Consider the following 26,288-nt stretch of genomic DNA (forward strand, 5'->3'; position numbering starts at 1 on the left):
AGCCAGGTCGTTTCTAGAGCGTATGCTCTAAGTTGTCAATCAGGGGGCCTGCCTGTCGTGTTGTTTATCGATTCGGGGTTAGGCCGTAAGATGCCATTCGTTCTCAAGTAAAGCTCAAGACCATGGCCGCACGAATAAAAACCAGCCAGCGTATTGTCAACACCAGCCTGGAGCTGTTTAACCAGTTGGGCGAGCGCAGTGTGAGCACCAACCACATTGCGGCGCACATGGAGATTTCTCCGGGCAATCTGTATTACCACTTCCCCAATAAGCAGGCGATCATCGCCGTTTTGTTTGGCGAATACGAAACGCTTGTCCTGAGCTTTTTGCGCGCGCCAGAAGGGCGTCTGGCGACGGTTGCCGATAAACATTTCTACTTGCAGCAACTGCTCGATGCGATGTGGCGCTACCGGTTCTTGTACCGCGACATTGAGCATTTACTGCACAGCGACAGCGAGCTGGCCTCCCGTTACCGGCTTTTCTCGCAAAACTGCCTGAAGCAGGCCCAGCTGATTTATGCGAGCTTCGTCGAGGCGGGGATTCTCAACATGACCCCGCTGCAAATCGAGTCGTTGACCCTCAATGCGTGGATCATCCTGACGTCATGGGTCGGGTTTCTGTGTACCACGCGTGAGAACAGCGACCAGCTCAGCGAGCAGGCGATCAAACGTGGTGTTTATCAACTGCTGGTACTGGAAGCCGGGTTCGTCACCGATCAGGCCCGGGAGGCGGTTGATGAACTCATCAAGGAATATTACGTTCCGCTGGAAAACGCCCTGGATTCTCACTAACTGCTTTTGATCCGTCACAGGAGTTCACGATGCCCGTTGCGCAATTGATCAGCCCTCAAGCCCTGAACGAACGCCAGTCCCAGCCCGGACTGGTCATTCTGGATTGCCGCTTTGCGCTTGAAGACCCGGACTACGGGCTGCGCAGCTATGCCGAAGGCCACATCGAGGGCGCGCAGTTTGCCGACCTGGAACGCGACTTGAGTGGCCCGGTGACCAAAGGCGTCACGGGGCGTCATCCGTTGCCTGATCCCGATGAGCTGATAGAGCGTTTGCGCGGGTGGGGCATGAACAACGACAGCGATGTGGTGCTGTATGACGACGGTCCGGGGGCATTTGCCGCGCGAGCGTGGTGGTTGTTGGCGTGGCTGGGCAAGCGGGACGGGGTGTTTGTGCTCGACGGCGGCCTTAAAGCCTGGCACGCCGCGGGTTTTCCGCTGAACCTTGATTCGGTCAGGCTTCCCCGGGGGCATTTTGACGGAGCACCGGACAATCAGTTGCTGATCAAGGCCCAAGCGCTGCAAAAGCGCCTCAACGACCCTGCCCTGACCTTGATCGATGCTCGCGCATTGCCGCGCTTTCGGGGCGAGGTTGAACCGATCGACCCGGTGGCCGGGCATATCCCGGGTGCGCAATGTGCGGCTTTTGGCGAAAACCTCGACAGCAGCGGGCGGTTTCTCCCGGTTGAGCAACTCAAGCAGCGTTTTGCCGAAAAACTCGGTGATCGCTCGCCGGATGAACTGGTGGCGTACTGTGGTTCTGGCGTGACGGCGTGTCATAACTTGTTCGCGCTGGCGTTGGCCGGTTATCCGCTGGGCAAACTCTACGCCGGGTCATGGAGCGAATGGATCAATGACCCGCAGCGCGGCGTTGCGACGGGCGAGTAGGAGGCGCGGTAGCCGCCGGGTGAGCGGGCAACTGCGGATTGATCGGTGTCAGGTACACGCGGCCCGGTAGGCCGCAGGCCCCACACCGTAAACCTTTTTGAATTGTCGGCTGAGGTGGCTTTGGTCCGCGAATCCCAGTTGGGTCGCGACGTGTACCGGCAAGCAACCTTGTTGCAATAAAGCCCGCGCGTGAGCGACGCGTTGCTGCATCAACCAGGCGTGCGGCGGCATGCCCGTGGCGCGCTGAAAGACCCGCGCAAAGTGAAACGGCGACAAATTGACGGCTGCCGCCAGTTCTTCCAGCGATGGCGGGTGCGCCAGGCGTGTCTGCAACAGTTCTTTGGCCTGCCTCACCGCCCGGTGCTCCACCCCCGGTGGGGCCGGTTGCGGCAAACGGGCATGGCGGCTGAGCAGCGCAAGCATCATCTGCCGCCAGACGGTTTGTTGTTGCAGCGCCGATTCCGGGCCTTCGAGCTGTTGGTGCAAGTGGCACAGCCCACTGAACAGTTCGGGGTCTTGCAGCAGCGTCTCGTTGAACGTGGGCAAGTGCGTGCCGGGCAGGTTCAGTTCCTCCAGCAGGCTGTGCATCTGCGCGTTGTCAGGGTAGAAGGCGCGGTAGCGCCAGCCGGCGTCGTGGCCTTTGTGCCCGTTATGCACTTCGTCGGGGTTGATGAGCACCAGCGTCCCGGTGGGCGCCAGGTGTTCAGCCCCGCGATACCGATAACGCTGGGCACCGGCCATGATCATGCCGATCACAAAGCCATCGTGCACATGGGGCACGAAACGGTGTTCGATGTAGCGCGCGGTGAGTAACTCGACCCCTGTCAGCGGGGCTGTTTGCCAGAAACGGATCGACTCACCTTGTTTGCCGTTCATCACGCCGACTCATGTTTCAGGCTGGCCAGCCACTGCGGAATGCGGCGTTCAAGGTAGTAACGCGGTGTTCTCAAGGAACCTTCCACGAAGCCCACATGGCCGCCCCTGGCGTGCAGCTCCAGCTCGGTGCAGGGTGACAGCTCGCTGGCTTCGGGAATGCTGTGCTTGAACACGAACGGGTCATCTTCGGACTGGATAATCAACGTCGGTGTCTCGATAGCGCCCAGGTAGTAACGGCTGGACGCACGGCGGTAATAGTCGTCCACATTCAGATAGCCGTTGAGCGGGGCCGTGACCCGGTCATCGAACTCCCAAAACGTACGCATTTTGCTCAGGGATTTAAGCGTGCCCAGTTTGGCCAGCGTGGCCAGGCCTTCCTGCTTGGCGTCGTGGGTGAACTGACGCTGTTTGTTTTTGACGTACGCCACCATCTCGCGCATGAAATGCGCTTGATACACCTTGGAAAACCCTAGTCCGATGCGGTCTGCGCATTGGTCCAGTCGGAACGGCACCGACACCGCGACTGCGCCCTGCAGACCACTGGCGCTGCCCGATTCGCCCAAGTATTTGAGCAAGACGTTGCCGCCCAGCGAGTAGCCCACGGCATACAGCGGCGCCAGCGGGAAGCGTGCACGCAGGTGGGCGACGGCGGCGGCCAAGTCTTCACTGGCCCCGGAATGGTAACTGCGCGCCAGCAGGTTGGGTTCCCCGGAGCACCCACGCCAGTTCAACGCCACGCTGGCCCAGCCCTGAGCCGCCAGCGCGCATTGTTGGCCCACGATGTAATGCGACCCCGAAGAGCCGGTCAAGCCATGCAGGAGTAACACCAGCGGTTGATAGGCCGATGGCGCGCCATGCCAATCCAGGTCCAGAAAGTCGCCATCGTCGAGCCACAGCCGCTCTCGCTGGTGTTCAACCACAGGTTTGGTACGCCACAACGGCCCCCATAACGTTTGCAGATGTGGGTTGCCAAGGCCTGAAGCAGGGTTAAACGATTCAACAGGTAACGCAGGGGAAACTGGAGCGCGCACTTAAGTTCTCAATCGGTGACAGGGGGTGGGGTGTGCTTAAGTTGCCACAACACGGAGCGGTGCCCAAGCAGTGTGTGCTGGCCGGGGCTTGCCCAGTTGGTCGACGTGCAGGCCAGCCGGGCGTCGGGCGTGTCGGTGACGACATCGGGTAGGGGCAGTTGCTCGACGCTGGGACCCAGCGTCAGGCTCACCCAGCGGTCAGCGTGAAGGTGCCGTTGCATGGCCGCGGTGATCTGTTGCGGGGTCGTTTTTTGAATGTCAGCGGTTTTGAGCGTGAAATCCAACGCCTGGTCGAAGCGGTTGATGATTCCCAGTTCATTGAGCAGGTTCTTGTTGGTCGCCATCAATTGGGGCAGAGCCTGGCGCAGATAGTGTTTGATGGTGTCCAGTTGTTCGTCGCTCGGGCCTTCTTTGAGAAATTGCGCAAACAGCGTTTTGGCCAGGTTCAGGGCTTCGCGGCTGTAGTGGGGCGGGGTGCTGAACTGGATCATCCAGCCCGTGGCGCCACGGGCATGTTCGATGTCGGAAAACACCCCGTAGGTCACGCTGTATTTTTCGCGTAACTGGGCATTGAGTACGTGAGAAAACACGACATTGGCGATACGAATCGCGATGGCGTCCGGGTGCTGATTGGGCAAGGCGTTTTGCATCATCAACAGCAGCGTCCGGTTGGCATCTTCCTCCAGATGCACGTGCTGGCCAGTGCTTGGCGCCGCGGTGAAGGTGGGCGCAGCCGCCAGCGCCGGACCTTGTGGCAGCGCATCGGCCAGGTGCTGGCTGAACGCCCGCGCCTGTTCCGGCGTCAGGTCGCCCACTATCACGATGTGTGCGTTGGCGGCGGTATAAGCGCGACGATAGAAATCACGCACCTGCCGGGCATCGATGTGTTCAAGGCTTTGCGTCGTGCCATTGACCGGGCGCGACAGCGGGTGGTCCTTGTACAGGGTGGCTCGTATCAAGGCCAGCGCCCGTGACTCGGGGAGCGATTGTTCGAGTTTGAGATCCGTCTGCAGCGACCGCCGGATCCGCTGCAGGTTTGCCTCGCTGAAGGTGGGGCGGGTGAGGGTCTCGGTAAACAGGGCCATCACCGGGTCAAGGATAGCTTTGTCGCTTAGGCTTCTGAGCGTGTAATAGCTGTGTTCGGTGTCGATACCGTGGGTGATTTTCACGCCGTAACGGTCAAACCCGCGGGCAATGTCATTCGCTGGCTTGAGCGCCGAGTCCCCGCTGAACAGCGATTGGGTCATGGCGGCCAGCCCTGGGCTATCGCCATCGTGATAACTGCCGGCGGCAAAGCTGAGTTTCAGGTCAATCATGGGCAAGCGGTGACTTTCGACAAACAGCACGCGGGTGCCTTGTTTAAGCCTCCAGGACTGGATGAGCGGTGCGGTGGTGACGGCTTCGAGTTCTGTCAGTTCGCGCAGCGATTGCAAAGGCAGCAAGGGTGCCGGGTTTTCGGCAGCGTGAAGGTAATGACCCGTGCACAGGGCAATCCCCAGCAGTGCAATCAGGCAGGTGAGTGCGCAGCGAGTAAAGGTCTCGGGATTATTCATGAGGCATCTCCTCAGGCAGTGCGTAGCTGGTGGTCAGGCGATCGGTTGCGAGGAAGGTGCGCACCACGCGTTGAACGTCTTGTGGGGTGATGGCTTTCAGGGTGTCGAGCCTTGCCTGTTCCGAACGCCAGTCCAGCCCGGCCATCTCCTGCTCGCCCAACTGCAACGCCCGGTTCGACAGTTCGTCCTGATCGAACACGCGTCGGGCAGTGATCTGAACGCGTGCGCGGTCCAGGTCCTGCTGACGGGGAGGGGCCGTTTTCAGCGTGTCGATAAGGGCCAGGATCCGGGTTTTGACTGCCTCCATGGACCCGGCTTTCTCGAGGTCAGGCAAGGCCCGGATGCTGAACAACTCATCACCCTGACTGACGGCCGTGTAGTGAGCGGTTATGCCGCTCACCAAGCCTTCCTGATGGGCTAGCCGGGTCTTGAACAGCGAGCTGTTTGCGCCTGCCAGCAACTCGCTGAGCAGTTCCAGTGCCGGGGCGATCGTGGGGTCTGCTTGCGTCTTCAGGCTGGGTACGTTGAAGGCCATGTAGAGCACAGGAATCTGCTGAGGGATGTATTGGGTGATGCGACGTTCACCCGGTGCCGGTAGTTCGAGGGGGGCAGGGCTGTAAGGCAATGGTCGTCGCACGATGGGCCCGAAGTAACGCTCGGCCAGCTGTTTGACCTGCTGTGCATCCACATCGCCGGTGACCACCAGTACCGCGTTATTGGGCGCGTACCAGTGGCCGTACCAATGCTTCAAGTCTTCTATTTGCAGACGATCCAGGTCATGCCGCCACCCGATGACCGGGTTGCCCGCAGCGCTTGCAGGCAGCGCCAGGCGTCGTGGCAACTCCAGTGCGCGTCTCAGGGGATGGTTTTCAAAGGACTCACTGCGTTCGTTTTTGATCACTTCTCGCTCGCCGCCCCACTGGGTGGCGGACAGGTGCGAGGTGCTCATCTGGTCGGCCAGAATTTCAAAACTCACGCCCAGGGCGTGCGCAGGCAGGGTGTGAAAGTAGAGGGTTGCGTCATTCAGGGTCGTGGCATTTTCGCTGCCGCCCAGGTGTTGCAGAATCTGGTCAGACTCGCCCGAGCACAGTTTGCTGCTGCCATTGAACAGCATGTGTTCCAAGGCGTGTGACAGGCCTGTCTGGCCGGGGCCTTCCTGGTTCGAACCAATGCGATACCACAGGTGGGAGTGAACCAGAGGGGCGTGGTGGTCTTCATAAACAATGAGCTTCAGGCCGTTGTCGAGCATGAACTCATGAATCGATGGTGGGCGGCTGGCGAACGCCAACAGCGGTTGCAACATGACGCCGAATACCAGTGCGGCGAGAAGTGGTCTCATGGGGGTGTCCTGACGATTGTTCGTCAGGACAGGTTGCGTCACACGCCTGTTGCACGTGCGTTACATAAGTACGCAATGATCGGCGCCGGGCATTCAGGGCGCCGGGACAGGTAAAGGACGCTGGGTCGTCGTGGGGCCATGGCTGGTTATCACCCATTGATCGGCCTTGAGATACCGGTTTATGACCGCTTTGATGTGCGCAGGCGTCAGCTGTTGCGCTTGCATGACCAGCGCGTCGAAGTTGCGGGGTAACCCGTGTGCGCCGATGAGTAGCAACTGTTGCAGCATTTGCGCATTGCTGGCGCTGGTCAGCGGCAGGTTCCCCGCGAGCCGTCGCTTGACGTCGACCAGTTCTTGCTCGGTCGGCCCTTCGTCCAACCATTGCTCAAACAGTGTTTTGACAAGCCTGATCGTGGCCTCTTGGTGGTCGGGATCGGTTTGCACGCTGATGGTCCAGGGGCCTCCCGCCTCCCACAGCGGCATGAAGGACGCTGCACTGTAGGTCAACCCGCGCTTATGGCGTAGCTCATTAATCAGGCGGTTATGACCGGAGCCACCGAACAGCAGGCTGGCCACTTGTAGCGCGACGTAATCGGGGTGATTGGCCGGTATGCCGGGCTGCGCCAGCATGATGTGGGTCTGGCCGGAGAGCGCTTCAACGTGCGCATGGTCGGGCCGGGTTGCCATGCCCATGCTCAGCGCAATGGGCGCCAGTTTCTGCCCTTGAGGTAATGCCTGGCTCAAGGCGATGCTGAGCGTTGTGGCGTCGTCCAGCGAGAGGTCACCGACCATCACCAGCAAGGCATTGGAGGCGCTGTAGGCCTGTTGATGGAAGGCCCGCAGGTGTTCAGCCCCGAGCTTTGCGATGCTCTGCTCGTTGCCTGCCTGCGCACTGGCGTAAGGATGACCGGCGTATAGCTGTGCATGCAGGGCCTGTTGGGTGAGCAAAGCGGGGTTTTGCCGGGCCAGCGTGAGTTCGTTGAGTGCGGTTGCCTTGATGCGCTCGGTGGCCGCCGGGGAAAACGCGGGGGCGCTGACCAGTTGCGTGAACAGCTCAACGGCCGCGCTGCGCGTCTTTGGTTCGCTCAGGGTGCGCAGGTTCACGCGCACTTCGTCCTTGTCCACGGAAGACGTCACTTGCGCGCCCAGTTGATCGAAGGTGTCGGCAATGGTCTGCGCGTCCTTGCCCTCAATGCCTTGATGCAACAGTTTCAAGGTCAGCGCGGCTCGCCCCGGCATGTCATCGTCCCGGCTGCTGCCTGCCGAGAAGCGCACGCTTAGGTCCACCACAGGAATCTCGCGGGTTTCGATAAAGAGCACGCCGGTGCCTTCATGGGTTGACCAGGCATGAACCTTCAGGGGGCGGTTGGCAATGTGGCTGTCATCAAGGGTCTCCAGGGTCTTCAGCCCCGTCGATACGGGTTCTACGGCGTGCGCCGCGGCGTTCAGGCTCAGGCTGATGACCAGCACTGAACGTGCTGCGCGCAGGAAGGAGGAACGCTTTGGCGTCGGGCACAGGTCAGTCATGTTTTTTCTCCGGCCCCGGCAGGTAAGCGGCGCTGTAGCGGTTTTCAGTGAGGTAGGTGCGGGCCAGTTGCTGAATGTCAGATGCGGTCAGTGCCAGCACGCTCCGGGCCTGAGTGTCGAGGGTGGACCAGGGCAGCCCGATGCTTTCCAGTTCGCCCAGTTCGCTGGCTTGTTTCTCGACTTGATCGTGGGCATAGATGCGCTTGGTGATGATTCTGCGTTTGGCGCGGTCCAGGATTTCAGCGCTGACGGGCGTGGTTTTTAGCCCATCAAAGTGCGCCCAGATCAGGCGCTCGATGTCGTGGGGCGTCTGCGTGCTCGAAGGGCTGATTTCAGCCCACAACCTGAGCAGGCCATCGCCGCGGTTCAACAGGTCGTAATGGGAATAAGCGCCTGCCAGCAACCCTTGTTCATGGAGCAGACTGACCTTGAGGGATGAGCTGTTGCTGCTGGCCAGCAACTCGTTGAGCACCAGCAGGCCAAAGGCGGTTTGAGGGTCTTTTGCGGTTTTTAAACTGGGCACGTTAAACGCCAGGGCCAGCTTGCCATTGGGGCTGGGGAGGCCAAGGTGCAACTCGCGGCGCCCGAGACGATGCAGTTCGACCGGTGGCCGTGCCGTGGGCAGCGGGCGTGCGAACAGCGCGGCGAAATGCTCGGTGACCATGGCTTTGACCTGCGCCAGGGTAACGTCGCCGGCGATGACCAGAACGGCATTGTTTGGCGCGTACCACTGTCGATACCACTGGGTGAGTGGCGGCTCGGGCATGCGCTGGATGTCATGCATCCAGCCCAGAATCGGGTTTTTATAGGTGCTGGCCACATGGGCCGTGGTTTTAAGCCGCTCGTTGATCAGGCTCCACAGGTTGTGGTCGACGGTGGTCAGGCGTTCCTTTTGGATGACCTGTAATTCGGTCTGTAACTGGGCTTCACTCCAGCGTGCGCTGCGCATCTGATCGGCAAGTACTTCCAGCGACACCGCCAGCCGGTTTTTCGCCTGTAGCTGCGTGTAGAACGTGGCATCGGGGCGGGTGGTGGCCTGGTGACTGACGCCCAGCGAATCAAACACCTTCACCGCCTGGCCTTCAGGCAACTTGCTGCTGCCTTTGAACACCATATGTTCCAGCGCGTGGGACACACCTGTTTGCCCTTCCTGCTCATAGCTGGCGCCGACTTTGTACCAAAGCTGGGACGCCACCACGGGGGCGCGGTGATCTTCGCGGACGACGACCTTCAGGCCGTTGTCGAGTGTGAAAACGTGAGTAACGGGGTGTGAGTGGGCATGAACGGTCGCTGGCAACCACAAGGCGATTAGCCAGCGACCCAAGAGCGGGAGTTTCATCCGGGAGGATCCTTGAGTGTTCTGTTTGTAGGTCAGAACAGGGTGGATCAACCCGAATGCAGCAAGGCGGTATATAGGTAGCGCGCCTTACTCAGTGGGGGTCAAGGGGTGCGCGGCAGGATATGCGCCACACTCAAGCGTTCCGGTGTGAAGTACGTGTTGGCCACACGCAGGATGTCCTCGGCCGTGATGCGGCGTATCTGTTGGGCTTCGTCATCGATCAGCGTCCAGGATTGACCGATGGCAAGCAGGTTGCCGATCACCGAGGCCTGCATTTCCAGGGTGTCCAGATCGTTAAGGTAGGCCAGGGCCTGATGTCGGCCGTAGCACAGCGTGTCTGTATCCAGCGCGTGATTTTTGAGTGTTTCCAGCAGTTGCTTTATTTCCAGCTCAACGTGATCGATAGACGCCGAGGTGTGTTCGCCGAGGGTGGCGCTGATCAGGAACAGATCATCTTTCAGGCGATAGCCCGGAAAGCGGCTGATCGCGCTGCTCAGGTTTTGCGCGCCACCGGACAACTTGCCCGGTAGCCAGGCCTGCGGGCCTCTGGTCAGCAAGGCGCTGATGACTTGCAACGCGCGCAGGTCGCGTGTGTCTTCAACGGTGGCCAGCCCAGGGGTGTTGAAGGCCAGTTGCAGGCGCGGCCTCGGGGTATCGAGGTATTGAGTGAGTCTGCGTTCATCGCCAAGGGGCTGGCTGGCAGGATGTTCTATCGGAGTAAAGCCATTGAAACGCGGAACACCGCCAAACATGCGCTGGACCAAAGGTTGAATCTCTTCAAGGGTGGTATCGCCTGCCACGACCAAAATCGAATTGTTGGGCGCGTAGCCTTCTTCATGCCAGCGCAGTACATCCGCGACCGTCATGCACTCAAGGTGGTCGATGTTTGCAAATTTGTAGACCTTGCCGGCCGAGGGGAAAATCAGCTGTTCGAATTCAGGGCTGATCCAGTGATCCGAGGTGAAGTACGGCTCGCTCAGTTCCAGTTCTCGCGTGCGCAGGAGGCCTTTGTTGAGGCGCTCCTGGGTCAGTACGGGGGTTGCCATCCTGCCCGCCAGCAATTGCAGAACCGTTTGCAGTCCGGTTCGCGGCGCTTCGAGGCTGTAAGTGCTGAGGTGGTAATCGAGCCAGCCGTTGGCAACGGCGCCGATTGTCTTCTCCAACGCTTTGTCTTTGAAGGTGGCGCCACCCGCCAGATAGGCCAGACCGCGCTGGTCCGGGCGTTCATGGTCGGTGCCGACTTTGTGGAACAACGAGGCGCAGATAGCCTCGGTGCGGTGATCCTGGCGCACAACGACGTGCAGGCCGTTGTCCAGTGTGTAGGCGTAAGTCGGTTTTTCAGTGGTAGGGCTCATGGTTCACATTCCGTTGTTTGGATAACGCCGATCGGTGCAGATGCGCACGTAAGGAGAGCGATCGGGTCGAGCAAACAGAATGCGTGGTTGCCGGGCAGGCGAGGCGGTACATAGATAGGGCAGTTGCAGGTGACATGCAGTCGTTGCCGCCATGGACGGCAGCGACTGCACAGAGGTCAGCGGCGCTTATTGTTCAGCAGGCACCTGAGGCGCTTCACGCTGCCACAGGGCGTAGTTCACGCCCCCGGCTTTTTGTTCGCGGTGCAGGCGCCAGTTGGCAGGTAAGCCCAGTTCCGAAGGGCGGACTTCGCTCTCGGTGTAGACCCAGGCCTCGTCTGCCAGCCAGCCGCGCTGTTCCAGCAGGTCGCAGGCAGGCTTGAGCAGGTCCTTGTGGAACGGCGGGTCGAGGAAGACCACGTCAAACGTGTCGCCGGGGGCGGCATCCAGATAACGCAGGGCGTCCGTCTGCTGCACCTGGCCTACGGTGCACCGCAGGATGCCCATGTTCTCGCGGATGTTGGAAATCGCATCGCGATTGCTGTCCAGTGCCACGCCCTTGGCGGCGCCACGGGACATGGCTTCGAGGAACAGTGCGCCGCTGCCGGCAAACACGTCCAGGACCTTGGCGCCGCCGATGTAGGGCGCGAGCCAGTTGAACAGGGTTTCACGTACACGGTCGGGTGTAGGCCGCAGGCCTTCTACGTGGGGGAAGTCGAGCTTGCGGCTGCGCCATTCCCCGCCAATGATGCGTAACTGACCCGCACCCGAGTGCGATGTGTTTTTGGGCTTTGCCATTAATGCTCCGGAACCCCAAGAGGTTGCTCTGAAGGTTTATCGGTTGGAGGCGGCAGTGGTTTTTGCGGCACGGTTGGGCCGGCGGTCACCACGACCATTTTGTCGGCGCTCAGGTGCTTGTTCATGGCGGCCTTGACCTGCTCGGTGGTCAGGTTCTGGGACTGCTGCATGAAGGTTTCGAGATAGTCCAAAGGCAAATCGTAGAAGCCCATCGCGCCCAGTTGGCCGACGATGGCAGCGTTGCTGGCAGTGGACAGCGGGAAGCTGCCGGCCAGTTCACGTTTGGCATCGTCGAGTTCTTTTTGCGTCGGACCTTCTTTGAGGTAGTCGGCGAGGATGTCCTGCACCAGCTTGAGCGTGCCTTCGCTCAGCTCTGCGCGGGTTTGCAGGTTGATCATGAACGGACCGCGAGCCTGCATCGGGCTGAAGTTGGAGTACACGCCGTAGGTCAGGCCGCGTTTCTCGCGCACTTGCGTCATCAGGCGCGTACCGAAACCGCCACCGCCGAGTACCTGATTGCCCAGCGACAACGCGGCGTAGTCCGGGTCGTCGCGGTCAATGCCCAATTGCGACAGCAGCAAATGAGTTTGCTTGGACGGGAACTCGATGTGGGTTGCACCCGGCTTGGGCTCGGTCGGCTGCACGGTTTTTGGCAGCGCAGGGCCTTTGGGCAGTGCGGCCGATACTTGGGCGGCCATGGCTTGGGCCTCTTCGCGCGACAGGTCGCCGACGATCGCGATCACGGCGTTGCCCGCCGTATAAGCCTTGTTGTGGAAGGCTTTGAGCTGGTCGACGGTAATTGACGTCACGGTTTGAGCATTGCCGTCGCTGGCGTGAGCATACGGGTGATTGCCGTACAGGCGCTTGAACAGCTCATCGCTGGCCAGTTTGCCGGGGTTTTGCTTCTGGAATTCAAAGCTGGCCAGCAGTTGGTTTTTGATGCGGGCCAACGAGTCGGCCGGGAAGGTCGGTTGGCCAATCACTTCAGCAAACAGGTTTAACGCAGGCGCGCGTTTGGCCGGGTCGCTCAGGCTGCGCAGGGAGGCCACGGCCATGTCGCGATAGGCACCATTGCCGAACTCGGCTCCCAGGCCCTCAAAACCCTGGGCGATGGCGCCGACATCTTTACCGGCAACGCCTTCATTGAGCATGGCATTGGTCAGCAAGGCCAGTCCCGGGGTGTTGTCGTCCTGACTGCTGCCGGCGGCGAAGGTCACGCGCAGGTCGAACATCGGCAACTGGCGGGCTTCAACAAACAGGACTTTGGAGCCTTCGGCGGTTTTCCAGGTTTGAACATTCATGGCGCGGTGGCTGGGGGCCTTGCCGTCCAGTTCTGCCAGCGACTCCAGTGTGTGCTCGGTCTTGGCGTTTTCCAGTGCCGGGCTGGCTACGGACTCAGCCGGGCTGGCGAAATAGTAGCCGAGTGCGCCGACCAGAACAGCGGCGGTCAGGCCGAGCAGGGCGTAGCGGGGACCTTTACGCTCACTCATGGGTTTTCTCCTCGGGCAGTACGTGCGCAACGCTCAGACGGTCGCGAGTGAAATAGGTGCGGGCGGCTTGCTGGATGTCGGCCGGGGTCACTTTTTGCAGGTCTTGCAGCTCGGTGTCCATCAGCTTCCAGGACAAACCGACTGTTTCAAGCTGACCGATGGACGTGGCTTGCGAGGTGATCGAGTCACGTTCGTAGACCAAACCGGCGATCACTTGAGCGCGAACGCGTTCCAATTCTTCAGGCGTGGGCGGCGTCTTTTTCAGGTCGTCGAGCAAGCGCCACAGGCCAGCTTCGGCTTGAGCCATCGTGACCTTCTTCTGGCTGTTGGGCATGGCGCTGAGCAGGAACAGGCTGTCGCCCCGGGTGAACGCGTCATAGCTTGACGATGCGCCGGAGACCAGTTCTTCACCGCGCTCCAGTTGAGTGGGCATGCGCGCGCTGTAGCCGCCGTCCAGCAGGGCCGAGATCAGGCGCAGGGCGTTGGCCGTGACCGGGTCTTTGGCGGTGGACACGCTCGGCACGTTAAAGCCCATCATCAGACTTGGGAGTTGGGTCTGCACATGAACCTTGAGCAGGCGCTCGCCGGGGGTCGGCAGTTCAAGCGGAGCCTTGGCGATCGGTACTTCACGCTTGACCACCGGGCCGAAATAACGCTGGGCCAATGCTTTGACTTCGTCCGGGGTGACGTCCCCGACCACCACCAGCGTGGCGTTGTTCGGTGCATACCACTCTTCGTACCACGCGCGCAGCTCGGCAACGCTCATGCGCTCCAGGTCGACCATCCAGCCGATGGTCGGGGTGTGGTAGCCGCTGGACGGGTAGGCCATGGCGCTGAACAGTTCGTAGGCTTTGCTCATCGGTTGGTCATCGGTGCGCAAACGGCGCTCTTCCTTGATGACTTCGATCTCGCGTTTGAACTCTTCGGGCGGCAGACGCAGGCTGGCCATGCGGTCGGCTTCCAGCTCAAAGGCCACGCCCAGACGGTCGCGGGCCAGTACCTGGTAATACGCGGTGTAGTCGTCGCTGGTGAAGGCGTTTTCCTGTGCGCCCAGGTCGCGCAGGATCAACGAGGCTTCGCCGGGCCCCACCTTGTTGCTGCCTTTGAACATCATGTGTTCAAGGGCATGGGACAGGCCGGTCTTGCCGGGTGTCTCGTAACTGGAGCCCACCTTGTACCAGACCTGCGACACCACGACTGGTGCGCGGTGGTCTTCGCGGACGATGACTTTAAGGCCATTGTCCAGACGGAACTCATGGGTGGGTTGCGGCTCGGCTGCCAAGGCCGAAAGTGGAAGGCAAACTGTGCTGAGCAACAGGCCAGCAGCGCGGCGGGCTAGAGCATTCATTCGTTTTTAAACCTGTAGGGCTGCCCGCTTGGCCTTAGCGTCTGCGGGTGAGGAGGTGCTAGGATACTGATCCGTTTTACTGGCGGCCACGCCTATCAGGCCTTTGACGATCAGACGACGTTTGATCGGGCAGTATAGGAGCCCGCTTGGAAGTGTGGATGTATCCCGGTAAATTTCGCTTTTTTGCCGATTTTCCCGATCCGGTTCCGAGTAAAGACGAAGTTTCGCAGGTGTTTTTTACCCTGCGACTAAGTTGTGTGCGAACGAGCTGACAAAAATACAGTCTTTTTCACACCGAATATTATTTGCCGGGGCGCCACAGTGGCGCTTCGCTACGATGAGATAGCCGTCCTCCATGTTTGGTTCCAACGACGACAAGAAGAACCCAGCCAAGGCTGGCGAGAAAAAAGGCCTGTTCGGATGGCTGCGCAGAAAGCCGCAGGAAGCCGTCGTTGAACAGCCGGCTGCGGCCCCCGAGACAGCGCCCGAGACCTTGATCGACGCCGCGCCCGTGATCGTGGCGCCCACCCCTGAAGAAGTGGTGGTGATCGAGCCTGCTGTCGAGCCGCACACCGCCGCTGAGCCATGGCCGCCTTTGCCCGTCCCGGAAGAGCCGGTGGCGTTGGTCGAGGACGTGCAAGCGCCGCATATCGTGCCGCCGATTCCGGCGCCGGAAATCGAGGTGGTCGCAGAACCTGTGATCGCCACGCCACCTGCGGTCGAAGTGCTTGAGCGCATCGAGCCCGTGATTGAACCAGCCCCTGCCCCGGTCATTGAACCGGTGGCCGAGCCCGTGGTGGTTGCGCCTCAACCGGTGCCTGCCCCGGTCGTTGAAACGCCGCCTGCGGTGATTGAGGCTCCGGCTCCCAAAGCCGAACCTGCTCCCGAAGCCAAAACCGGTTTCTTTGCCCGTCTCAAGCAAGGTCTGTCGAAAACCAGCGCCAGCATTGGCGAGGGCATGGCCAGTCTGTTCCTGGGCAAAAAGGCCATCGATGACGACCTGCTCGAAGAAATCGAAACCCGCTTGCTGACGGCAGATGTGGGTGTCGAAGCCACGTCGGTGATCATCAAGAACCTGACGCAAAAAGTGGCGCGCAAGCAATTGACGGATGCCGACGCGTTGTACAAATCCTTGCAGGACGAGCTGGCAGCGATGCTCAAGCCGGTTGAACAGCCGCTGAAAATCGAATCGCAAAACAAGCCGTTCGTGATTCTGGTGGTCGGCGTGAATGGGGCGGGCAAAACCACCACCATCGGCAAACTGGCGAAAAAACTGCAACTCGAAGGCAAGAAAGTCATGCTCGCTGCGGGCGATACTTTCCGCGCTGCGGCGGTGGAGCAATTGCAAGTGTGGGGCGAGCGCAACCACATCCCCGTGATTGCACAGCACACTGGTGCCGACTCCGCCTCGGTGATCTTCGACGCCGTACAAGCGGCCAAGGCCCGCGGGATTGACGTGCTGATCGCGGACACGGCCGGGCGCCTGCACACCAAAGACAACTTGATGGAAGAACTGAAAAAGGTTCGCCGCGTGATCGGCAAGCTCGACGAAGACGCGCCGCACGAAGTGCTGCTGGTGCTCGACGCCGGTACTGGCCAAAACGCCATCAGTCAGGCCAAACAATTCAATCAGACGGTCGCGCTGACCGGCTTGGCGCTGACTAAGCTGGACGGTACGGCCAAAGGTGGCGTGATCTTCGCCCTGGCCAAGCAATTCGGCATCCCGATCCGCTTTATTGGTGTCGGTGAAGGCATCGATGATTTGCGCACGTTTGAATCCGAACCCTTTGTTCAGGCTCTGTTTGCGGAGCGGGAGCGTCCATGATTCGTTTCGAGCAGGTCGGTAAACGCTATCCAAATGGACATGTGGGCCTGCACGAGCTGAGCTTTCGGGTCCGCCGTGGCGAATTCCTTTTTGTCACGGGCCATTCTGGCGCGGGCAAAAGTACGTTGTTGCGCCTGTTGTTGGCCATGGAACGCCCCACCAGCGGCAAGTTGCTGCTGGCCGGGCAAGACCTGAGCCAGATCAGCAACGCGCAAATCCCGTTTTTGCGGCGTCAGATCGGCGTGGTGTTCCAGAACCACCAGTTGCTGTTTGATCGCACCGTGTTCAATAACGTCGCCTTGCCGTTGCAGATTCAAGGGCTGTCCAAGGCCGAAATCGTCAAGCGCGTTGATTCGGCGCTGGAGCGGGTATCGCTCTCGGATAAAACCGACCTGTACCCCGGCGACTTGTCCACGGGCCAGCAACAACGCGTGGGTATTGCCCGCGCCATCGTGCATCGCCCAGCATTGCTTCTGGCCGATGAACCCACCGGCAACCTCGACCCGCGTCTGGCGGCGGAAATCATGGGCGTATTTGAAGACATCAACCGGTTGGGCACCAGCGTACTGATTGCCAGCCACGACCTGGCACTGATCGCCCGCATGCGTCATCGCATGTTGACCTTGCAGCGTGGGCGATTGATCGGCGACGGGGAGGCCGGGCAATGAGTGCAACACGCAGCCCCAAGGTATCGGAGCGCGTAGCGCCCAAGGCCGCTGAACCGCAGCCACCGAAGAAAAAGCACGATGAAGACGACGGCCCGACGTTTGGCATGTTGTTTCACGCCTGGATCGACGCGCACCGTGCCAGTTTGCTCGACAGCCTGCGGCGTTTGGGCAAGCAGCCGATTGGCAGCTTTTTTACCTGCCTGGTGATGGCCGTGGCGCTGAGCTTGCCCATGGGCCTGTCGTTGTTGCTTAACAACGTGGAACGCCTGGGAGGCTCGTGGCAGCGCGCAGCACAGATTTCGGTGTACTTGCAGATGGACGCCACGGGCGATCAGGGCGAGCAACTGAGCAATCAGATAAAAGGTATGGCCGGTGTCGCGCAGGCTGAGTTCATCAGCCGCGAACAAGCCCTTGAAGAGTTCCAACAGCAGTCAGGGCTGGGCGAAGCGCTCAAGGAGCTGCCGGATAACCCGTTGCCGGGCGTGGTCCTGGTGACGCCGAATGAGGTAGATAAAGCCACCCTTGAGGCCCTTCGCGAGCGACTTTCCGAGTTGCCGAAAGTGCAACAGGCGCAACTTGATCTAGTCTGGGTTGAGCGTCTGGCGGCCATCCTCAAATTGGGTGATCGTTTTGTGTTCGGTTTGACGGTGCTGCTGGTCTCGGCCCTGTTGCTGGTGATCGGTAATACGATTCGGCTGCATATCGAGAACCGCAGAGTCGAGATTGAGGTCACCAAGCTGGTCGGCGGTACTGACAGCTATGTGCGTAGGCCGTTTCTATACATGGGCGCGCTTTATGGCTTTGGTGCCGGTGTACTTTCGTGGGGCGTTCTGGCGTTCGGTCTGAACTGGCTCAATGACGCGGTTGTCGGGCTGGCCGGTCTTTATGGCAGCGATTTTGCCCTCGCGGGCGTGCCTGTTGCCGACGGTCTGTCGCTCTTGCTTGGCGCGGTACTGTTAGGGTATATCGGTGCATGGATTGCGGTAGCACGGCATTTACGTGAGCTTTCACCCAAGTAGTTTCATTTTTACCTGTTGACCTTTTCAGCTTATGTGGGAACTTTTTTTGTGGTTCCCGGTCAATTTTCGCAGTGCTGAACTGCACGAGTTATGTGAGTCGGAGGTTTTTCGTATGACCACTTCTTTGCAACCTGCGTATGCGTTGGTCCCTGGTGCGAACCTTGAGGCCTACGTAAACACCGTGAACAGCATTCCACTGCTGACGCCGGAGCAGGAGCGTGAACTGGCCGAGAGTCTCTATTATGAGCAGGATCTTGAGGCGGCTCGGCAGATGGTGCTCGCCCACCTGCGTTTTGTCGTACACATCGCTCGTAGTTATTCGGGCTATGGCCTGGCACAGGCCGACCTGATCCAGGAAGGCAATGTTGGCCTGATGAAAGCGGTCAAACGCTTCAACCCTGAAATGGGTGTGCGTCTGGTGTCGTTCGCTGTGCACTGGATCAAGGCTGAAATTCACGAGTTCATCCTGCGCAACTGGCGGATCGTGAAAGTGGCGACCACCAAGGCGCAGCGCAAACTGTTCTTCAACCTGCGCAGCCAGAAAAAACGGCTGGCCTGGCTGAACAACGACGAAGTACATCGCGTGGCTGAGAGCCTTGGCGTTGAACCGCGCGAAGTACGTGAGATGGAAAGCCGGTTGACCGGCCATGACATGGCGTTCGACCCGGCTGCTGAAGCGGACGATGACAGTGCCTTCCAGTCGCCAGCCAACTATCTGGAAGACCACCGCTACGACCCTGCGCGTCAACTGGAAGATGCTGACTGGACCGATAACTCCACCAGCAACCTGCACGAAGCGCTGGAAGTGCTGGATGAACGCAGCCGCGACATTCTCTATCAGCGCTGGTTGGCTGAAGAGAAAGCCACGCTGCATGACCTGGCACAGAAGTACAACGTGTCTGCCGAGCGTATTCGTCAGCTGGAAAAAAGCGCGATGAACAAGCTCAAACTGTCGATTGCCGCCTAAATCGGCCGACAAAAAAACGCCCCGCTGAGTCGGGGCGTTTTTGTATGTGCATCACGCTGAAGTGCCGAGAGTCAGGGGCTACAAGGCCCACGGCGCCTGGCGTGAGTTGTTCAGGGTGTCCAGATAACTGTCCCCGCCCAATTGACGCATTTGCTGGCGTATCCAGGCCGCACGCGTGCTCACATACGCAGACGGGCGACCGGCGCTCCAGTTGCGCGGGTTCGGCAATACCGCGGCCAATTGGCTGGCCTGCTGACGGCTCAACCGGGCAGCACTCACGCCAAAATGATGTTGCGCGGCCGCTTCGGCGCCAAACACGCCGTCATCCCACTCGGCGCTGTTGAGGTAGACCTCCAGAATGCGTTGCTTGGGCCACAACACTTCAATCAGCCCCGTGAACCAGGCTTCCAGCCCTTTGCGCAGCCAGCTGCGGCCCGACCACAAAAACAGGTTTTTAGCGACTTGCTGACTGAGGGTGCTGGCCCCGCGCAATGTGCCGCCCCGCTCGTTGTGCACGAACGCGGCGCGAATGGCACTCAGGTCAAAGCCCCAATGCTCGGCAAATTTCTGATCCTCGCCGGCAATGACGGCGACTTTCAAATCATTGGAGATCTCGTCCCATGGCCGCCAGCTGCGTTGCAGGTCGATGGGCTGGCCGTCGAACCACGATTCAACCTTGCGCTCCACCATCAGCGCGGTGCCTGGCGGTGGCACCCAGCGGAAAATCAGCACCAGCACTGCACTGCCGGCAGCGAACCACAGCAGGGCTTTGAACAATCGATGAACCAGTAAACGCAGCATAGATGGCTTGGCCGAACCCGTTGAGCGGGCCATTATACAGACCCTGCGCCATTCGATGACCTTACGGGAGTGCCCCCATGCTGCGCGTTTTTCTGATGCTGGCTGCGTTTTTTGGCTTTACCGGTGTGGCGCTTGGCGCCTTTGCAGCCCACGGCTTGAAAAGCCGTTTGAGCGAACAGTATCTGGCTGTTTTTCATACAGGCGTCACCTATCAACTGGTTCACACCCTGGCTCTGCTGGGCGTGGCGTTGCTTGCCACCCAGCTGCAAAGCCGCCTGGTGACGTGGGCAGGCTTGTGTTTCGCCGTGGGGATCGTGCTGTTCTCCGGCAGCTTGTACCTGCTGACGATGAGCGGTATCGCCAAGCTGGGGATGATCACCCCGATTGGCGGCGTGGCTTTTTTGGCGGGCTGGTTGTGCCTGGGATTGGCCGCCTGGCGCCTGAGCTGAGGGCGCAAGATGAATGGCTTGGGTCGACCTGACGGATCGGGCTAGAATGCTGGCCCCCTAAAAATGAAGGCAGCGTCGAGCATGCGCATTCAGTTGAACGGTGAACCTTGTGAACTGCCGGACGGCGAGACCGTCGCAGGCCTTTTGGCGTTTCGGAAATTGGCGGGCCGTCGGGTGGCGGTTGAGCTGAATCTGGACATCGTCCCGCGCAGCCAACACGCAGACACGGTGCTCAAAGAGGGCGATCAGGTCGAAGTGGTTCACGCCATCGGTGGCGGCTAGGTTTCGGACCGAACGTTTACCCCCGCAGCGCCACTGAGAATTCATATTCAAGAGGTTTACCGATGAGCAATGTTCGCAGCGACAAGCCGTTTACCCTGGCCGGCCGTACCTACCAATCCCGTTTGCTGGTGGGCACGGGCAAATACCGCGACCTTGAAGAAACCCGTCTGGCCATTGAGGCCTCGGGTGCTGAAATCGTCACAGTCGCCGTGCGTCGCACCAACATCGGTCAGAACCCCGGCGAGCCGAACCTGCTCGATGTATTGCCGCCAGACCGTTACACCATCCTGCCGAACACGGCCGGTTGCTTTGACGCCATTGAAGCGGTGCGCACTTGCCGTCTGGCCCGTGAGCTGCTCGATGGCCATAACCTGGTCAAGCTTGAAGTGCTGGCCGACCAGAAAACCCTGTTCCCCAACGTGATCGAAACCCTCAAGGCCGCTGAAGTGCTGGTCAAGGAAGGTTTCGACGTGATGGTTTACACCAGTGATGACCCGATCATCGCCCGTGAGCTCGAAGCCATGGGCTGCGTGGCCGTGATGCCGTTGGCCGGCCTGATCGGCAGCGGTCTGGGCATCTGCAACCCCTACAACCTGCGGGTCATCCTTGAAGAAGCCAACATTCCGGTGCTGGTGGACGCGGGCGTGGGCACGGCCTCCGACGCGACAATCGCCATGGAAATGGGCTGCGAAGCGGTGCTGATGAACTCGGCCATCGCCAATGCCCAGCACCCGATCCTCATGGCCCAAGCCATGAAATACGCCATTGAGGCAGGTCGTCTGGCCTATCTGGCCGGGCGTATGCCGAAAAAACTCTATGCCAGCGCCTCCTCGCCGCTGGATGGTCTGATCAAGTAAGAGCCCCTGATGACTGAACCACTCGATACCCCAACCCCGGAAGAAGGCGAAGATCGCCAGCACCGTCGCATCAAGAGCTTTGTCATGCGCGCCGGGCGTATGACCGAAGGCCAGCAACGCGGCCTCGATCAAGGTGCGCCGCTGTACGTTTTGCCGCTGGCCGATGCGCCGGTCGATTTCGATCAGGTCTTTGGCCGCTCTGCACCGCGCACGCTGGAAATCGGCTTTGGCATGGGGCATTCCCTGCTGGAGATGGCAGCAGCGTCGCCGGAGCAGGATTTCATCGGGGTCGAAGTTCACCGTCCGGGCGTGGGCGCATTGCTCAATGGCGTGCTGACCCAGGGCCTGACCAATCTGCGTGTCTACGATTGCGACGCCATCGAAGTCCTGACCCGCTGCGTCGCGGACAACAGCCTGGACCGTCTGCTGCTGTTCTTCCCGGACCCGTGGCACAAGAGCCGCCACCACAAGCGCCGCATCGTGCAGGCGTCTTTCGCGGAACTGGTGCGCTCCAAGCTCAAGGTCGGCGGTGTCTTGCACATGGCCACCGACTGGGAACCCTATGCCGAGTACATGCTTGAAGTCATGAACGTGGCACCGGGTTACCGCAACCTGGCCGAAGACGGCCGTTGCGTGCCGCGCCCTGCTGAGCGCCCGGTCACCAAGTTCGAACGCCGCGGCGAACGTCTTGGGCATGGCGTGTGGGACTTGAAGTTCGAAAAACTGGCCTGAGCCGTTTTTCAATGACTGGCCTCCGCTCGGGGGCCGGTTTCTTTAGGCGACGTCCGTCGCGGTGCATCACAGCACGAACCTGACGCGTTTGCTCAGCAGGATCAGCACCGGCGCGGCCGCCAGCGCCAGGGCGATGACCACCAGCGCCAGCAGGTTGCCGTACGCCATCCCCGCCGCCAGTGCCCCCAAAATAAACATCGGATGGATGTAATACACCGCCGAAGACACCTTGGCCGCCGTGTTGCGGGTGGACGCCCGAACATACACGCACGCCAGCAGAAACAACGCGGGCGTGAGAATGGGCAACGAAAACATAAAGTCGAAATACACCTGCGGCTTGGCCCGCAGCGAGTAATTGATGTACGACTCGGTCAGCATCAGGGCTGTGCCCGCCACCAGCCAGCCCCACACCCATGGGCGCGTTACCTTGTGCGGGACCTGATGCCTGGCCAACACAAACCCCATGCACATGAACGGGAAACCCATGAACAGGAAGTTACGGGCGGCGTAGTCGTTTTGATTGAAGTGCTGCAGCAAGGGGTCGGGCAGAACGTAATAAACACGCGCATATTGCAATGTCAGCCCGATCGCATAGGCGATCAGGGCCAGCGTCATCAGCGTTGGAGTGGCCGAATTGCGCAGCGCATACAGGATCAGTCCACCGCCGAGCATGCCCACCAGATACCAGAGGTGGAAATAGCCGATCAACAAAGACTTGATGATCCCGAGCACGCCTTTTAGAGAGCCCAGCGTCGCAGGGTCGACGTAAAACGGGCTGTAGACCAGCATCCAGAAGAGGTACATCCACAAACCGCGTTTGAACCACGTGCCGAACGAGTGGCCTTCGCTGAGGGTGTGGAACAGGTAATACCCGTTGATGATAAAGAAGACAGGGACCGCGACCCGAAACAGCCCGTTGCCCAGCATGTAACCGATGGCCGTGTCATTACCGCCCAGAATCTTGCAGTGCAGCGCGACGACGGCTATCGCCAGCGCCACTTTCAGTGCATCGAGATTGCCATTTAAAAGCTTCGGCATGGGCAGTGCTCACGTATCAGGCGATACCCAAGCGTAGCCCACAATCGGCTGCTTTCTGCGTGGCCTTTATCCCCCCAGCCAGCACTTGCAGCTACGGGTTAGCGGCGATCAGCCACCACGCCGATCAGCACCAACACCACCAGCAACACCGGCGCCAGGCTGTAGTTGTTGAACTGGCTCAGCCCGCGCTCGACCCACGGCGTGGCGTAGATCAGCGCTGCGCCGCTGCCGATCAGGCACAACAGCGCCATCAGCGGGACGCGCAAGGCGCCGGCGATACTGCCCAGACGTTGTTCGACCCAGCCCTTGAAGTCAGCGCCAAACAGCACCAGCAAACAGCCAATCAATGCCAGGGAGATCTCCGAGAGGTGGCTGCGGCTCCAGCGCGATACCGTGGCAAGCAGGTCGAGTACCAAGTCCATTCGATTTCCTTACGTCAAAAAGTGCTGCAACAGGTCATTGAGAAACAGCTGGCCTCGGGCAGTCGCCGCCAGGCGTGTCGGTTCGACCTGCAATAAGCCACTTTGTTCGGCGGCTTCACGCCCGGCGTTCAAACTGTCGAGGGGTAAGCCGGTGCGCAGTGGATAAAGGGCTGAATCCACGCCGTCAGTCAGGCGCAAGGCGTTCATTAGAAACTCAAACGGCAGTTCTTCGGCAGTCAGAACTTTCTCGCCAGCCTGAAAGCTCTTCGCCGGATTTAGGTAATCCTTCGGTAGGCGGGTTTTCCAGGTGCGCACGATGCGGCCATCGGGATGGCTCAACTTGCCATGGGCACCGGCGCCAATGCCGATGAAGTCGCCAAAGCTCCAGTAGTTGAGGTTATGCCGCGCCGGTCGGCCGGGCAGGGCGTAAGCCGACACTTCGTACTGTGCGTAGCCATGTTCGGCGAGCAGGGCTTGCCCCGCTTCCTGAATGTCCCACAGGGTGTCGTCTTCCGGCAGCGTCGGAGGCTGGTTCCAGAACACCGTGTTGGGTTCCAGCGTCAGTTGATACCACGACAGATGCGTCGGCTTGAGGGCGATGGCCTGGCGCAGGTCGCTCAGGGCGTCCTCCAGCGACTGATCGGGCAAACCGTGCATCAAGTCCAGGTTGAAGTTGTCAAACCCCGCCTGACGCGCCATGCCAGCGGCACGCACGGCTTCGTCGCCGTTGTGGATACGTCCCAGTGCCTTGAGCTTTTCTGGCTGAAAACTCTGGATACCAATGGACAGCCGATTGATCCCCAGCGCACGGTACGCGACGAACTTTTCCTGCTCGAACGTACCGGGGTTGGCTTCCAGCGTGATTTCGATATCGGCGGCAAACGCAATGCGTGCTTCAACGCCTTTGAGCAAACGGCCCAGCGCCGCGGCGCTGAACAGACTCGGCGTACCGCCGCCAAAGAAAATAGAACTCAGCTCGCGCCCATATGCCGCGTGCAGGTCCTGATCGAGATCGGCCAGCAGCGCGTCCACGTAGGCTTCTTCGGGCAGTTCCGGGCTGGCGGTATGGGAATTGAAATCGCAATACGGGCATTTGCGCACGCACCACGGAATGTGGATGTACAGCGACAGCGGTGGCAGTTGTGTCAGGGGGGCGCGGGGCGCCTGCTGAGAAAAGCCAGCCGCACCGAGATAGAGCGGCTGGGGAGGTGTGTCGTGGGTCATTTCAGGCCCAGACGCTGACGCAGCAAAGCCATGGCGCGAGCGCGGTGGCTGAGCTGGTTTTTTTCCGCCGGGCTGAGCTCGGCGCTGGAGCAATTGCGTTCAGGCACCCAAAACAGCGGGTCGTAGCCAAAACCGTGCTCACCGCTGGCGGCAGGCAGAATGCGCCCGTGCCACAAGCCTTCGCAGATAATCGGCAGCGGGTCGTCAGCGTGGCGGACCAAGGCCAGGACGCAGACAAACTGCGCGCCGCGTTCGGCTTGCGGCACGTCTTTGAGGGCATCGAGTAATTTGGCGTTGTTCGCCGCATCGCCTTGGCCATCGGCATAGCGGGCAGAGTAAATGCCTGGCGCGCCGCCCAGGGCATCCACCGCCAGCCCCGAGTCGTCCGCCAATGCGGGCAGCCCGCAAATGCGCGATGCATTGCGGGCCTTAAGAATGGCGTTCTCGACAAACGACAAGCCGTTTTCTTCCGGCTCGACGCTGCTGAACTCTCCAATCGAGCGCAACTGCACCGACTCGCCGAGCATGGCCTGAAGTTCTTTGAGTTTGCCCGCGTTGTGGCTGGCGAGTACCAGTTGCGTGAAGTTCATCATTCGATTGGAGCGACCATTTGAGTAAATTCGATTGTTTCAGCGCCAGCGCCGCCCGCTTTTACATCCACCTTGAAGGTGAAAGTTTGCGGGCCTTTGACCGGGAACTGGGCCAGATAATTGATCTCGCCACCTTTGCCGGTTTGCCGGAAGCTCAGGCGCTTTGGCTTTTCATCCCCGGTTTTAACCGTGCCCTGCACATTGGCCGGTATATTTTTGCCCGCCTTGTTGACGGTGATGTTCAGCACGGCGTTGTTCTTGCTGCGCGAGACCTCAACCTGTTTGGCAATCTTAGGCGTCAGAAAAGTAGACGGGAACGCGTTGTAATACACCGTCATGTCGCCAAACGTCTGCTGCCGTTGGGCAGAATTCACGTCGGCCGCCATGGCTTGCGCGCCCAAACACATTGAAAGCAGTAGTAACCCAATACGACCCATGGTCTTTCTCCTTTGAGCGAACCTGTTAAACCGCGACGTTATGGTCCTGAAGGCCAGGACTGCTGACACGGTAAATGCCAATCTCGCCCAACAGGTTAGGCCATATCTTGCTGGCCCACCCGTGTCGATGTTGTTGATCCACGGCAAGGCGGTTGATGACACGCGCTTCACGCTCACGGCACAGCGCTTCGAAGTCTTCAAAGGTGCAGAAGTGAATGTTCGGCGTGTTGTACCAGGTGTACGGCAAAAACTCGGACACCGGCATGCGGCCTTTGCTGGCCAGGTACCAGCGGCAGCGCCAGTGGCCGAAGTTGGGGAAGGTGATGATGCATTGACGGCCGACCCGCAGCATTTCGTCGAGGATTCGGTCGGGGTAGTGCACGGCTTGCAATGCCTGGGTCATGACCACGATGTCGAAGCTGTTGCTGGCAAAGTTGCCCAGCCCTTTGTCGAGATCCTGCTCAATGACGTTAATGCCTTTGGCAACACATTCGGCAATGTTGTCCGGGTCGTTTTCCAGCCCGTAGCCGGTGACTTGCTTGTTGTCGCGCAGCCAGCTCAGCAGTTCGCCATTACCGCAACCGAGGTCGAGCACGCGGCTGCCAGCGGGGATCCAGTCTTGGATGATTTCCAGGTCGGCTCTCATGGC

The 26,288-nt window shown here is 60.1% G+C and carries 27 protein-coding genes; 10 read left to right on the forward strand and 17 right to left on the reverse strand.

Annotation, left to right across the window (positions count from 1 at the left end):
- Positions 1 to 122: 122 nt before the first annotated feature.
- Together V6F78_RS08315 and V6F78_RS08320 are read left to right on the forward strand one after the other, a co-directional pair.
- Positions 123 to 791, forward strand: a complete 669-nt coding sequence (locus V6F78_RS08315) for a TetR/AcrR family transcriptional regulator (protein WP_047279477.1) — start codon at positions 123 to 125, stop codon at positions 789 to 791.
- Between the two features lie 29 nt (positions 792 to 820).
- The gene (locus V6F78_RS08320; RefSeq protein ID WP_332726952.1) at positions 821 to 1,675 is read left to right on the forward strand and encodes a sulfurtransferase; all 855 of its coding nucleotides are present in this window, start codon (positions 821 to 823) and stop codon (positions 1,673 to 1,675) included.
- Positions 1,676 to 1,723: 48 nt separating this feature from the next.
- Here the strand turns inward: V6F78_RS08320 and V6F78_RS08325 are convergent, their stop codons facing one another.
- From V6F78_RS08325 to V6F78_RS08370, 10 genes are all read right to left on the reverse strand, one after another.
- Entirely contained in the window at positions 1,724 to 2,551 is an 828-nt protein-coding gene (locus tag V6F78_RS08325) for an AraC family transcriptional regulator (protein ID WP_047296137.1), read from the reverse strand.
- Positions 2,551 to 3,582 (reverse strand): hydrolase, encoded by a 1,032-nt coding sequence (locus V6F78_RS08330; RefSeq protein ID WP_047278423.1) that lies wholly within the window; start codon positions 3,580 to 3,582, stop codon positions 2,551 to 2,553. Before V6F78_RS08330 ends, V6F78_RS08325 begins: the two co-directional genes overlap by 1 nt.
- Before the next feature lie 8 nt (positions 3,583 to 3,590).
- On the reverse strand, positions 3,591 to 5,135 hold the full coding sequence (locus tag V6F78_RS08335; protein ID WP_332726953.1) for a M16 family metallopeptidase: 1,545 nt from the start codon (positions 5,133 to 5,135) through the stop codon (positions 3,591 to 3,593).
- A complete protein-coding gene (locus tag V6F78_RS08340) occupies positions 5,128 to 6,474 on the reverse strand; it encodes a M16 family metallopeptidase (RefSeq protein ID WP_169858388.1) in 1,347 nt (448 codons plus the stop codon). Before V6F78_RS08340 ends, V6F78_RS08335 begins: the two co-directional genes overlap by 8 nt.
- A gap of 93 nt (positions 6,475 to 6,567) precedes the next feature.
- Positions 6,568 to 8,001, reverse strand: coding sequence for a M16 family metallopeptidase (locus V6F78_RS08345; RefSeq protein WP_332726954.1), 1,434 nt, complete (start codon positions 7,999 to 8,001; stop codon positions 6,568 to 6,570).
- Complete coding sequence (locus tag V6F78_RS08350; RefSeq protein ID WP_203304932.1) at positions 7,994 to 9,340, reverse strand: M16 family metallopeptidase; 1,347 nt, start codon at positions 9,338 to 9,340, stop codon at positions 7,994 to 7,996. The genes V6F78_RS08345 and V6F78_RS08350 overlap by 8 nt, the downstream gene beginning before the upstream one ends.
- Before the next feature lie 101 nt (positions 9,341 to 9,441).
- Positions 9,442 to 10,695: a M16 family metallopeptidase gene (locus V6F78_RS08355; RefSeq protein WP_169858386.1), complete on the reverse strand. Its 1,254-nt coding sequence runs from the start codon at positions 10,693 to 10,695 to the stop codon at positions 9,442 to 9,444.
- Positions 10,696 to 10,881: 186 nt separating this feature from the next.
- Positions 10,882 to 11,490, reverse strand: coding sequence for a 16S rRNA (guanine(966)-N(2))-methyltransferase RsmD (rsmD, locus tag V6F78_RS08360; RefSeq protein ID WP_047278409.1), 609 nt, complete (start codon positions 11,488 to 11,490; stop codon positions 10,882 to 10,884).
- Positions 11,490 to 12,980 carry a M16 family metallopeptidase gene (locus V6F78_RS08365; protein ID WP_047279468.1) on the reverse strand — a complete coding sequence of 497 codons (1,491 nt, stop codon included), beginning with the start codon at positions 12,978 to 12,980 and terminating at the stop codon, positions 11,490 to 11,492. The genes rsmD and V6F78_RS08365 overlap by 1 nt, the downstream gene beginning before the upstream one ends.
- A complete protein-coding gene (locus V6F78_RS08370) occupies positions 12,973 to 14,328 on the reverse strand; it encodes a M16 family metallopeptidase (protein ID WP_047278405.1) in 1,356 nt (451 codons plus the stop codon). Before V6F78_RS08370 ends, V6F78_RS08365 begins: the two co-directional genes overlap by 8 nt.
- 355 nt (positions 14,329 to 14,683) lie before the next feature.
- On the opposite strand from V6F78_RS08370, the gene ftsY reads away from it, so the two are divergent.
- The 4 genes from ftsY (at position 14,684) to rpoH (ending at position 18,807) form a co-directional block, all read left to right on the forward strand.
- Positions 14,684 to 16,153 (forward strand): signal recognition particle-docking protein FtsY, encoded by a 1,470-nt coding sequence (ftsY, locus tag V6F78_RS08375; RefSeq protein ID WP_047296125.1) that lies wholly within the window; start codon positions 14,684 to 14,686, stop codon positions 16,151 to 16,153.
- Positions 16,150 to 16,821: a cell division ATP-binding protein FtsE gene (gene ftsE, locus V6F78_RS08380; protein ID WP_047278401.1), complete on the forward strand. Its 672-nt coding sequence runs from the start codon at positions 16,150 to 16,152 to the stop codon at positions 16,819 to 16,821. The genes ftsY and ftsE overlap by 4 nt, the downstream gene beginning before the upstream one ends.
- Positions 16,818 to 17,840, forward strand: a complete 1,023-nt coding sequence (ftsX, locus tag V6F78_RS08385; protein ID WP_047278399.1) for a permease-like cell division protein FtsX — start codon at positions 16,818 to 16,820, stop codon at positions 17,838 to 17,840. Before ftsE ends, ftsX begins: the two co-directional genes overlap by 4 nt.
- A gap of 112 nt (positions 17,841 to 17,952) precedes the next feature.
- Positions 17,953 to 18,807 carry an RNA polymerase sigma factor RpoH gene (gene rpoH / locus V6F78_RS08390; protein WP_047279197.1) on the forward strand — a complete coding sequence of 285 codons (855 nt, stop codon included), beginning with the start codon at positions 17,953 to 17,955 and terminating at the stop codon, positions 18,805 to 18,807.
- Positions 18,808 to 18,885: 78 nt separating this feature from the next.
- Here the strand turns inward: rpoH and mtgA are convergent, their stop codons facing one another.
- Entirely contained in the window at positions 18,886 to 19,641 is a 756-nt protein-coding gene (mtgA, locus tag V6F78_RS08395) for a monofunctional biosynthetic peptidoglycan transglycosylase (RefSeq protein WP_047278397.1), read from the reverse strand.
- 44 nt (positions 19,642 to 19,685) lie between these two features.
- Between mtgA and V6F78_RS08400 the strand changes: the two genes are divergently transcribed.
- From V6F78_RS08400 to trmB, 4 genes are all read left to right on the forward strand, one after another.
- On the forward strand, positions 19,686 to 20,057 hold the full coding sequence (locus tag V6F78_RS08400; RefSeq protein WP_047296123.1) for a DUF423 domain-containing protein: 372 nt from the start codon (positions 19,686 to 19,688) through the stop codon (positions 20,055 to 20,057).
- 81 nt (positions 20,058 to 20,138) lie between these two features.
- Positions 20,139 to 20,339, forward strand: coding sequence for a sulfur carrier protein ThiS (thiS, locus tag V6F78_RS08405; protein ID WP_047296121.1), 201 nt, complete (start codon positions 20,139 to 20,141; stop codon positions 20,337 to 20,339).
- A 62-nt stretch (positions 20,340 to 20,401) separates the two neighbouring features.
- Positions 20,402 to 21,196 (forward strand): thiazole synthase, encoded by a 795-nt coding sequence (locus tag V6F78_RS08410; protein ID WP_047296120.1) that lies wholly within the window; start codon positions 20,402 to 20,404, stop codon positions 21,194 to 21,196.
- Between the two features lie 9 nt (positions 21,197 to 21,205).
- Complete coding sequence (gene trmB, locus V6F78_RS08415) at positions 21,206 to 21,928, forward strand: tRNA (guanosine(46)-N7)-methyltransferase TrmB (RefSeq protein WP_047279463.1); 723 nt, start codon at positions 21,206 to 21,208, stop codon at positions 21,926 to 21,928.
- 66 nt (positions 21,929 to 21,994) lie between these two features.
- On the opposite strand, the gene V6F78_RS08420 is transcribed toward trmB, so the two are convergent.
- The 6 genes from V6F78_RS08420 to metW all read right to left on the reverse strand — a co-directional run bounded on the left by V6F78_RS08420 (position 21,995) and on the right by metW (position 26,285).
- Positions 21,995 to 22,966 (reverse strand): acyltransferase family protein, encoded by a 972-nt coding sequence (locus tag V6F78_RS08420; RefSeq protein ID WP_047296113.1) that lies wholly within the window; start codon positions 22,964 to 22,966, stop codon positions 21,995 to 21,997.
- A 98-nt stretch (positions 22,967 to 23,064) separates the two neighbouring features.
- Complete coding sequence (locus V6F78_RS08425; protein WP_047278383.1) at positions 23,065 to 23,388, reverse strand: DUF3392 domain-containing protein; 324 nt, start codon at positions 23,386 to 23,388, stop codon at positions 23,065 to 23,067.
- A 9-nt stretch (positions 23,389 to 23,397) separates the two neighbouring features.
- Positions 23,398 to 24,612, reverse strand: coding sequence for a radical SAM family heme chaperone HemW (gene hemW, locus V6F78_RS08430; protein ID WP_047296111.1), 1,215 nt, complete (start codon positions 24,610 to 24,612; stop codon positions 23,398 to 23,400).
- A complete protein-coding gene (gene rdgB, locus V6F78_RS08435) occupies positions 24,609 to 25,205 on the reverse strand; it encodes an RdgB/HAM1 family non-canonical purine NTP pyrophosphatase (protein WP_047296109.1) in 597 nt (198 codons plus the stop codon). Before rdgB ends, hemW begins: the two co-directional genes overlap by 4 nt.
- The gene (locus tag V6F78_RS08440; RefSeq protein ID WP_332726955.1) at positions 25,202 to 25,639 is read right to left on the reverse strand and encodes a DUF4426 domain-containing protein; all 438 of its coding nucleotides are present in this window, start codon (positions 25,637 to 25,639) and stop codon (positions 25,202 to 25,204) included. Before V6F78_RS08440 ends, rdgB begins: the two co-directional genes overlap by 4 nt.
- Positions 25,640 to 25,664: 25 nt before the next feature.
- Positions 25,665 to 26,285: a methionine biosynthesis protein MetW gene (gene metW, locus V6F78_RS08445; RefSeq protein WP_047279459.1), complete on the reverse strand. Its 621-nt coding sequence runs from the start codon at positions 26,283 to 26,285 to the stop codon at positions 25,665 to 25,667.
- Between the last annotated feature and the right edge of the window lie 3 nt (positions 26,286 to 26,288).

This window comes from Pseudomonas sp. ESBL9 (assembly GCF_036668715.1).
Classification (GTDB): domain Bacteria; phylum Pseudomonadota; class Gammaproteobacteria; order Pseudomonadales; family Pseudomonadaceae; genus Aquipseudomonas; species Aquipseudomonas lundensis.

What these genes read in the sequence shown, in the direction of transcription:
- V6F78_RS08315 (WP_047279477.1), top strand. Translation starts at nt 123, where the DNA reads ATGGCCGCACGAATAAAAACCAGCCAGCGTATTGTCAACACCAGCCTG.
- V6F78_RS08320 (WP_332726952.1), top strand. Translation starts at nt 821, where the DNA reads ATGCCCGTTGCGCAATTGATCAGCCCTCAAGCCCTGAACGAACGCCAG.
- V6F78_RS08325 (WP_047296137.1), bottom strand. Translation starts at nt 2,551, where the DNA reads ATGAACGGCAAACAAGGTGAGTCGATCCGTTTCTGGCAAACAGCCCCG.
- V6F78_RS08335 (WP_332726953.1), bottom strand. Translation starts at nt 5,135, where the DNA reads ATGAATAATCCCGAGACCTTTACTCGCTGCGCACTCACCTGCCTGATT.
- V6F78_RS08340 (WP_169858388.1), bottom strand. Translation starts at nt 6,474, where the DNA reads ATGAGACCACTTCTCGCCGCACTGGTATTCGGCGTCATGTTGCAACCG.
- V6F78_RS08345 (WP_332726954.1), bottom strand. Translation starts at nt 8,001, where the DNA reads ATGACTGACCTGTGCCCGACGCCAAAGCGTTCCTCCTTCCTGCGCGCA.
- V6F78_RS08350 (WP_203304932.1), bottom strand. Translation starts at nt 9,340, where the DNA reads ATGAAACTCCCGCTCTTGGGTCGCTGGCTAATCGCCTTGTGGTTGCCA.
- V6F78_RS08355 (WP_169858386.1), bottom strand. Translation starts at nt 10,695, where the DNA reads ATGAGCCCTACCACTGAAAAACCGACTTACGCCTACACACTGGACAAC.
- rsmD (WP_047278409.1), bottom strand. Translation starts at nt 11,490, where the DNA reads ATGGCAAAGCCCAAAAACACATCGCACTCGGGTGCGGGTCAGTTACGC.
- V6F78_RS08365 (WP_047279468.1), bottom strand. Translation starts at nt 12,980, where the DNA reads ATGAGTGAGCGTAAAGGTCCCCGCTACGCCCTGCTCGGCCTGACCGCC.
- V6F78_RS08370 (WP_047278405.1), bottom strand. Translation starts at nt 14,328, where the DNA reads ATGAATGCTCTAGCCCGCCGCGCTGCTGGCCTGTTGCTCAGCACAGTT.
- ftsY (WP_047296125.1), top strand. Translation starts at nt 14,684, where the DNA reads ATGTTTGGTTCCAACGACGACAAGAAGAACCCAGCCAAGGCTGGCGAG.
- ftsE (WP_047278401.1), top strand. Translation starts at nt 16,150, where the DNA reads ATGATTCGTTTCGAGCAGGTCGGTAAACGCTATCCAAATGGACATGTG.
- ftsX (WP_047278399.1), top strand. Translation starts at nt 16,818, where the DNA reads ATGAGTGCAACACGCAGCCCCAAGGTATCGGAGCGCGTAGCGCCCAAG.
- rpoH (WP_047279197.1), top strand. Translation starts at nt 17,953, where the DNA reads ATGACCACTTCTTTGCAACCTGCGTATGCGTTGGTCCCTGGTGCGAAC.
- mtgA (WP_047278397.1), bottom strand. Translation starts at nt 19,641, where the DNA reads ATGGCCCGCTCAACGGGTTCGGCCAAGCCATCTATGCTGCGTTTACTG.
- V6F78_RS08400 (WP_047296123.1), top strand. Translation starts at nt 19,686, where the DNA reads ATGCTGCGCGTTTTTCTGATGCTGGCTGCGTTTTTTGGCTTTACCGGT.
- thiS (WP_047296121.1), top strand. Translation starts at nt 20,139, where the DNA reads ATGCGCATTCAGTTGAACGGTGAACCTTGTGAACTGCCGGACGGCGAG.
- V6F78_RS08410 (WP_047296120.1), top strand. Translation starts at nt 20,402, where the DNA reads ATGAGCAATGTTCGCAGCGACAAGCCGTTTACCCTGGCCGGCCGTACC.
- trmB (WP_047279463.1), top strand. Translation starts at nt 21,206, where the DNA reads ATGACTGAACCACTCGATACCCCAACCCCGGAAGAAGGCGAAGATCGC.
- V6F78_RS08420 (WP_047296113.1), bottom strand. Translation starts at nt 22,966, where the DNA reads ATGCCGAAGCTTTTAAATGGCAATCTCGATGCACTGAAAGTGGCGCTG.
- V6F78_RS08425 (WP_047278383.1), bottom strand. Translation starts at nt 23,388, where the DNA reads ATGGACTTGGTACTCGACCTGCTTGCCACGGTATCGCGCTGGAGCCGC.
- hemW (WP_047296111.1), bottom strand. Translation starts at nt 24,612, where the DNA reads ATGACCCACGACACACCTCCCCAGCCGCTCTATCTCGGTGCGGCTGGC.
- rdgB (WP_047296109.1), bottom strand. Translation starts at nt 25,205, where the DNA reads ATGATGAACTTCACGCAACTGGTACTCGCCAGCCACAACGCGGGCAAA.
- V6F78_RS08440 (WP_332726955.1), bottom strand. Translation starts at nt 25,639, where the DNA reads ATGGGTCGTATTGGGTTACTACTGCTTTCAATGTGTTTGGGCGCGCAA.
- metW (WP_047279459.1), bottom strand. Translation starts at nt 26,285, where the DNA reads ATGAGAGCCGACCTGGAAATCATCCAAGACTGGATCCCCGCTGGCAGC.